Consider the following 8152-nt stretch of genomic DNA (forward strand, 5'->3'; position numbering starts at 1 on the left):
TGCTGACAGTTGCGCTGCAGGAGAACGGCTTGCCGAGGGCCCATGTGTTCGGCGGGATCAACATGGCGTTCGGGTTCATGGGACCGCTGATGCGCCGCTCGGGTGTCATCTTCATCCGGCGCAAGATCGGCGATGATCAGCTGTATAAATACGTGCTCAAACAATACGTCGGCTACCTCGTCGAAAAACGGTTCAATTTGAGCTGGTCCATCGAGGGCACCAGATCGCGCACCGGAAAAATGTTGCCGCCCAAGATGGGTCTGATGAGCTATGTGGCCGACGCTTATCTGGAAGGCCGCAGCGAGGATATCCTGCTGCAGCCGATCTCGATCAGCTTCGACCAACTGCATGAGATCGCCGAGTACGCCGCTTACGCCCGCGGCGCAGAGAAAAGACCCGAGGGTGTTGGCTGGCTGTACAACTACATCAAATCCCAAGGCGAACGCAACTACGGCAAGATCTACGTCCGCTTCCCGGCAGCGGTTTCAATGCGCGAGTGCCTGGGTCCTCCCAACGGCCCGATAGCTGAGGATCACGCCACCAAAAGGCTTGCCCTGCAAAAGATGACGTTTGAGGTAGCTTGGCGGATCCTGCAGGCGACACCGGTGAACGCGACCGGGCTGGTGTCGGCCCTGCTGCTCACCACCCATGGGTTGGCGTTGACACTCGGCCAGCTGCACCGAACGCTGCAAGATTCGCTGGACTATTTGGAACGCAAACACACCCCGATGTCGACGAGTGCGCTGCGGCTGCGAACGCCGGAGGGTGTGCGGGCGGCAGTGGATGCACTGTCCAACGGCCATCCGGTCACCCGAGTCGACGGCGGACGTGAACCCGTGTGGCGCATTGCGCCGGAGCATGAGCACGCGGCAGCCTTTTATCGCAATTCGGTGATACACGCATTCCTGGAGACCTCGATCGTCGAACTCGCGCTCGCGCATTCCCGTCATGCCGAGGGGGATCGGCTACAGGCGTTCTGGGATCAGACGATGCGGCTTCGTGACTTGCTGAAATTCGACTTCTACTTTGCTGATTCCGCGTCGTTTCGGGCCAACATCGCCGAAGAGATGGCGTGGCACCAGGATTGGGAGGCTCAGGTCGCGGCGGGCGGTGACGAGATCGATGCGATCTTGTATGCGAAGCGACCGCTGATATCAGATGCCATGCTGCGGGTGTTTTTTGAGTCGTACGAGATCGTCGCCGACGTATTGCGTGATGCGCCAGCGGAGATCGGCGCTAACGAGTTGACGCAGCTAGCTCTGGGCGTCGGACGTCAATACGTCGCCCAGGGACGAGTCAGCGGCAGCGAACCGGTGTCTACCCTGCTGTTCGCGACCGCGCGCCAAGTCGCCGCCGACCAGCACCTGCTTGAACCCGCACCGGATCTCGCTGAACGCCGGACCGCATTCCGGCAGGAGCTGCGGGATATCCTGCGTGACTTCGACCACGTCGCGCAGCTTGCGCGCAACCGCTTCATCGCTCGCGAGATCGAGGCTCGGCAGGCGCAGCAGGCGGGTAGGCGAACGCGCTGACACGGTCCTGGGGATTCGGCCCGGACGTGCACCATACGCTGTACCTATGACGGGTGCCCTGCAGCCGGGCCGGCGGCGCGTGGTGGGGCCGCTCCTCATCGGGGTTGCGGTGCTGGCTGGCTGCACTGCCGCGGGAATCGCGGCGTTGTCGCTTGCTGCGGCGCTGACTGCCACCGGGCTGCCCGATCCGGGGCCGGTGACCACCCTGGGGCTGCCCTTCGTGCGGGCGGCCGGTGAGGTGGCGGCGGTGCTGGCTGTCGGATCGTTTCTGTTCGCCACATTCTTTGTGCCGCCGCAACACAACGGCGTGCTCGACGTCGCTGGCTACCGTGCACTTCGCCTCGGCACGGTGGCCTCGGCGGCGTGGGCGGTGTGTGCCGCGTTGCTGGTGCCGCTGACGATTTCGGATGTCTCGGGTCAACCGGTCGCCCAGCATCTCAACCCGGCGGCGTTGTGGTCATTGGCGAGCCTGATCAACACCGCAGCCGCATGGCGATGGACCGCGTGCCTGGCGGCAGCGGTGATGCTGGCGAGTCTGACAGTGCTGCGCTGGTCATGGACGCCGCTGCTGCTGGTCGGCTCGGTGGTGACGTTAGTTCCGCTCGGGTTAACCGGGCATTCGTCGGCCGGCGGTTCGCATGACCTAGCTACCAACAGTCTGCTGATCCACCTCGTCGCTGCCAGTCTGTGGGCCGGCGGACTGCTGGCCTTGCTGGTGCATGCGATCTGCGGCAGCGAACATGCCGACCTGGCGGCGCGGCGGTTCTCCGCCGTCGCGTTGTGGTGTTTTGTCGCGATGGTGCTCAGCGGTGTAGTCAACGCTCTGGTGCGGATACTGCCGTCCGACGTGCTGACCACCGCTTACGGCCGGCTAGTCATCGCGAAGGTCGTCGCCCTGTGCCTGCTCGGTGTGACCGGCTGGCGGCAGCGCCGTACCGGAGTTGCTGCGCTGCAAGCAGATCCGGGCGCGCGGCGTGCCCTGATCCGACTGGCGCTGATCGAGGCCGTCGTATTCGGCGTGACGTTCGGCGTTGCGGTGGGGTTGGGCCGTACACCACCGCCGCCGCCCCCGATCCTCAACCCCTCGGTTCCGGAAGTGAAGATCGGCTACGACTACGCCGGGCCGCCCACCGTGGCCCGCGTGCTGTTCGACTGGCGGTTCGACCTGATCTTCGGAACGGCGGCACTGGTATTCGCCGGGCTGTACGTCGCCGCGGTCCTGCGGTTGCGCCGCCGTGGCGACCGCTGGCCGCGGGGCCGCATAGTGGCGTGGCTGCTGGGCTGTTCGGTGATGCTGTTCGCGACGTCTTCGGGGGTGGGCCGCTATATGCCGGCCATGTTCAGCATGCATATGGCCGCCCACATGCTGCTGTCCATGCTGGCTCCAATCCTGCTGGTGCTGGGCGCTCCGGTCACCCTGGCACTGCGGGCGTTGCCGGCCGCAGGGCGCGACGAGCCACCGGGCATGCGCGAATGGCTGTTGGCCGCGCTGCATAGCCGGCTGTCCCAAGTCCTCACCAACCCGGTTGTGGCGACGCTGCTGTTCGTCTCCGGTTTCTACGGGCTGTACTTCGGCGGCATTTTCGACGCCGCGGCCGGCAGCCATTTCGGCCATCTACTGATGAACGTGCACTTTTTACTCAGCGGCTACCTCTTTTACTGGGTCGTGATCGGCATTGATCCGACGCCACGGCCGATCCCTCCGCTGGCCAAGGTGGCGGTGATGTTCGCCTCGTTGCCGCTGCACGCGTTCTTCGGCGTGGTGTTGATGAGCACGCGAAGCGTCCTCGGTGAAAGCTTTTACCGCTCATTGGGGCTGAGCTGGCACACTGATCTGCTCGGTGATCAGCGGCTGGGCGGCGCGATCGCGTGGGCGGCGGGCGAGATACCGCTGGTGATTGTCATGATCGCGTTGCTTGTGCAGTGGACCCGCAGCGATCGACGAACCGCCCAGCGGTTGGACCGGGCGGCCGAACGCGACGACGATGCGGAGCTGGCCGCCTACAACGCGATGCTCGCGGAGCTGGCCCGCCGCGACGCGTCCAGCCAGCGGTAAACCCCGCGCCGGGGCCTCTGCCCAGCCCAGTACACCTTTTGCCCGCCTATCAGCGATTCGCCTGGCGGACATGTCCGCAGCCGACGCCACCGCAGTTATCCACAACCGCGCCTTTCTCCACACACCGCACCCAGTTCCGGTCTAGGCCACTTCGGGTGTCGGCCGCCGGGAGCTGAATAGGACCAACACCGGCGGTGTCGCGTCACCGGGATTGCCCGCTCATCGACGAGCACCGCCTCTTCAGGAAAGGAATGAGCAATGTTCGAAACGTTTGTGACCGTGGTGGGAAACATCGTCAACGATCCCCAACGCCGCCAGGTCGGCGATCAGGAGGTGATGAAGTTCCGGGTCGCCAGCAATTCACGCCGACGCGGCACCGACGGCAAATGGGAAGCCGGCAACTCGCTGTTCGTCACCGTCAACTGCTGGGGCCGGCGCCTGGTCTCGGGGGTAGGCGCCTCGTTGGGTAAGGGCTCGCCGGTGATCGTGGCGGGCCACGTCTACACCAGCGAGTATGAGGACCGTGACGGCAATCGACGCTCGACGTTGGAGATGCGCGCTACTTCTGTCGGTCCCGACTTGTCGCGCTGCATTGCCCGGATCGAGAAGACGGTGCCGTCCGGCGTGGACGCCGCAACAGCGCCCTCAGCGGAAGCCAGCGCTGATTCAAGCGAGGATGACGCAGATCACTCCGACAGCGCGGAAGCCGTAGCCGAGGCCGAGAGCAGATTGCCGCTGTCGGCGTAGCTGCGTGCGCGGTGCCTAGGATGGTCGGCGAGCAATCTGCAAGACCAGAGAGGTAGCACCGCGGAATGGCTGAATTCATCTACACGATGAGGAAGGTCCGCAAGGCGCACGGCGACAAGGTCATCCTGGACGACGTCACGCTGAGCTTCCTGCCGGGAGCAAAGATCGGTGTCGTCGGCCCCAATGCGGCGGGCAAGTCGAGCGTCTTGCGGATCATGGCCGGATTGGACAAGCCCAACAACGGTGACGCTTTTCTGGCCGCCGGTGCCACGGTAGGCATCCTGGAGCAGGAGCCGCCGCTGAACGAGGAGAAGACGGTCCGCGGCAATGTGGAGGAAGGCTTGGGTGACCTCAAGGTCAAACTGGACCGGTTCAACGAGGTCGCCGAGCTCATGGCCACGGACTACTCCGATGAGCTGATGGAGGAAATGGGCCGGCTGCAAGAGGATCTCGATCACGCCGGCGCCTGGGACATCGACTCGCAGCTCGAGCAGGCGATGGACGCGCTGCGGTGCCCGCCGCCCGATGAACCGGTCACCCACCTGTCCGGGGGCGAGCGCCGCCGGGTGGCGCTGTGCAAGTTGCTGTTGTCCAAGCCAGACCTGCTGCTGCTCGACGAGCCCACCAACCATCTCGACGCCGAAAGCGTGCAGTGGCTCGAACAGCACCTGGCCGCCTACAACGGTGCGATTTTGGCCGTCACCCACGACCGCTACTTCCTCGACAACGTCGCGGAGTGGATCCTGGAACTCGACCGGGGCCGTGCCTATCCCTACGAGGGCAACTACTCCACCTACTTGGAGAAGAAGGCCGAGCGGCTGGCGGTGCAAGGCCGCAAGGACGCCAAGCTGCAGAAGCGGCTGCAAGAAGAGCTGGCCTGGGTGCGCTCGGGGGCCAAGGCCCGACAAGCCAAAAGCAAGGCCCGACTGCAGCGCTACGAAGAAATGGCCGCCGAGGCGGAGAAGACTCGCAAGCTCGACTTTGAAGAGATTCAGATCCCAGCCGGGCCACGGTTGGGCACGCTGGTGGTCGAGGTCGAGCACCTCGACAAGGGCTTCGAGGGACGCACCTTGATCAAGGACTTGTCCTTCAGCCTGCCCCGCAATGGCATCGTCGGCGTCATCGGCCCCAACGGGGTCGGCAAAACCACCCTATTCAAGACGATCGTCGGACTCGAGCCACCCGACAGCGGCACGGTCAAGATCGGCGAGAGCGTCAAGATCAGCTACGTCGACCAGGCCCGCGCCGGTATCGATCCCAAGAAAACGGTATGGGAAGTGGTCTCCGACGGGCTGGACTACATCGAGGTCGGTCACAACGAAATGCCTTCCCGGGCCTACGTGTCCGCATTCGGGTTCAAGGGCCCCGACCAACAGAAACCGGCGGGCGTGCTCTCCGGCGGAGAACGCAACAGGCTGAACTTGGCGCTGACGCTCAGGCAGGGCGGCAACCTGATCCTGCTGGACGAGCCGACCAACGACCTCGACGTCGAGACGTTGGGCTCTCTGGAAAACGCGCTGGTGAACTTCCCCGGCTGCGCCGTGGTGATCTCGCACGACCGCTGGTTCCTCGACCGCACCTGCACCCACATTTTGGCCTGGGAAGGGGACGCGGACAACGAGGCGAAATGGTTCTGGTTCGAAGGCAACTTCGGCGCCTACGAGGAAAACAAAATCGAACGGCTCGGCATCGAGGCCGCCCGACCGCACCGAGTGACTTACCGCCGGCTGACCCGCGACTAATGTCGGCTGCACCAGCGCTGGCCTGGGTGCTGAGGCAGGAGCAGGCGGCATGACGGTCGATCCACCGGCTACCGGCCTGCAAGGCGGCGTCGACTGGACGACCTTTACCCGCGACGAGGACGTCCCGGACTGGATCACGAAGGCCTACACCGACACCTACCGGGGTCCGCACGGCGACCAAACCGAACCCGAAGCACAGTCGGCCGAGGCGGGTCCCGTCGGGCAACCGCCGACGACGGCAGTGCTCACGCCCAGCCTGCTGAGCGCGCACTACCGGCTTGGCCGGCACCGCCCGGCCGGGGAAAGCCGCGTCGCGGTGTATACGGCCGACGACGCGGCCGGCTTCGGTCCCGCGCTACAGGTGATTACCGACCACGGAACCATGCTGATGGATTCCGTCACGGTGTTGCTGCATCGGCTCGGCGTCGCCTACCTGGCGATCATGAATCCGGTGTTCGAAGTGCGGCGCAGTTCCAGTGGAGACCTGCTGAGCGTCGAGCCGCGAAACGGTGGCACTGACAGCGTCGACGAGACGTGGATCCACGTCCAGCTCTCGCCGTCGGTCGACCAGAAAGCCCTCGCCGAAGCCGAACGCCTGTTACCGCGCGTGCTCGCCGATGTCCGCCAAGTCGCCGCGGACTCCGCCAAAATGATCGCCACGCTCAACGAGCTGGCCAACGACGTCGACGCTAACCTCGACGGCCACTACGAGGGGCCGGATAGACAAGACGTGGCCGCGCTACTGCGCTGGCTGGCCGACGGAAATTTCATGTTGCTGGGCTACCAACGCTGCCCGGTACATGACGGGCTCGCATCGCCGGACGAGTCGAGCAGTCTGGGCGTATTGCGCAAGCGCACCGATTCGCGACCCCAATTGACCGACAACGACAAGTTGCTGGTGCTGGTGCAGGCCACCGTTCCCAGCCATTTGCGTTACGGCGCTTACCCCTACATCGTGGTGATCCGCGAGAACAGCGAAGGAAGCATTGTCGAGCACCGCTTCATCGGGCTGTTCACCATTGCCGCCATGAACGCTAACGTTCTGGAGATCCCGATGATCTCGCGGCGGGTCAGAGAAGCGCTCACGATCGCCGACCGCGATCCCAGCCATCCCGGACAACTGCTGCTCGATGTTATCCAAACCGTGCCCCGCACCGAGCTATTTGCGCTAAGCGCCGAGCGGATGCTGAACATGGCGGAAGCCGTGGTGGACCTCGGCTCCCGACGCCGAACGTTGCTGTTCTTGCGCGCCGACCAACTCGAACACTTTGTGTCTTGCCTCGTCTTTCTGCCTCGGGACCGCTACACCACCGCCGTCCGACTGGAGATCGAGGACATCTTGGTGCACGAATTCGGCGGCGCCAGCCTGGAATTCACCGCTCGTGTCAGCGAATCACCGTGGGCTCTTTTGCATTTCGTGGTTCGCTTACCCGACGACTTTGGGCCACGCGGCGTGGACGCCTCTGAAGCCAACAGAATCCGGATCCAGGGGCTGCTCACCGAAGCCGCGCGTACGTGGGCCGACCGGCTGCTCGGCGCCGCCGCGACCGGGGCGGTCGGCCAACGCAAGGCCGAGCACTACGCGACCGCCTTCCCCGAGGCCTACAAACAGGTTGTCACTCCCGGCGACGCGATCACCGACATCGGCATCATGGAAGAGTTGACCGATGACTCGGTCAAGCTGGTGCTGTCGGAACAGGACTATGACGACACAGCCCGGCTGACTTGGTATCTGGGCGGGCGAACGGCCTCACTGAGTCAGCTGCTTCCGATGTTGCAATCCATGGGCGTGGTAGTGCTCGAGGAGCGGCCGTTTACGGTCACCCGACCCGACGGACTGACGGTCTGGATCTACCAGTTCAGGATCACGCCGCAGCCGACGGTCCCCCTGCCGGCGCCAGGCCCGGACCGGGAGGCGACGGCGCGGCGGTTCTGCGAGGCCGTCACCGCGATCTGGCAGGGCCGTGTCGAGATCGACCGGTTCAACGAGCTGGTGCTGCGTGCGGGGCTGACCTGGCAGCAAGTTACGGTATTACGCAGTTACGCCAAATATCTGCGGCAAGCGGGCTTCCCGT

At 64.6% G+C, this 8152-nt stretch carries 3 protein-coding genes and 2 pseudogenes (2 of these 5 running past the window's edge); all 5 read left to right on the forward strand.

From position 1 onward, the window contains the following. Window positions 1-1532: pseudogene (locus ACFE99_RS13605) on the forward strand (glycerol-3-phosphate 1-O-acyltransferase) (it extends 826 nt beyond the left edge of the window). A gap of 46 nt (window positions 1533-1578) precedes the next feature. Beyond that, a complete protein-coding gene (locus tag ACFE99_RS13610) occupies window positions 1579-3588 on the forward strand; it encodes a cytochrome c oxidase assembly protein (RefSeq protein WP_375486079.1) in 2010 nt (669 codons plus the stop codon). Between the two features lie 258 nt (window positions 3589-3846). Next, the gene (ssb, locus tag ACFE99_RS13615) at window positions 3847-4335 is read left to right on the forward strand and encodes a single-stranded DNA-binding protein (RefSeq protein WP_375486081.1); all 489 of its coding nucleotides are present in this window, start codon (window positions 3847-3849) and stop codon (window positions 4333-4335) included. Between the two features lie 65 nt (window positions 4336-4400). After that, complete coding sequence (ettA, locus tag ACFE99_RS13620; RefSeq protein ID WP_375486083.1) at window positions 4401-6077, forward strand: energy-dependent translational throttle protein EttA; 1677 nt, start codon at window positions 4401-4403, stop codon at window positions 6075-6077. 49 nt (window positions 6078-6126) lie between these two features. Beyond that, window positions 6127-8152, forward strand: a pseudogene (locus ACFE99_RS13625) (NAD-glutamate dehydrogenase) (it continues 2847 nt past the right edge of the window).

The sequence above is a fragment of the uncultured Mycobacterium sp. genome (assembly GCF_964249325.1).
Classification (GTDB): domain Bacteria; phylum Actinomycetota; class Actinomycetes; order Mycobacteriales; family Mycobacteriaceae; genus Mycobacterium.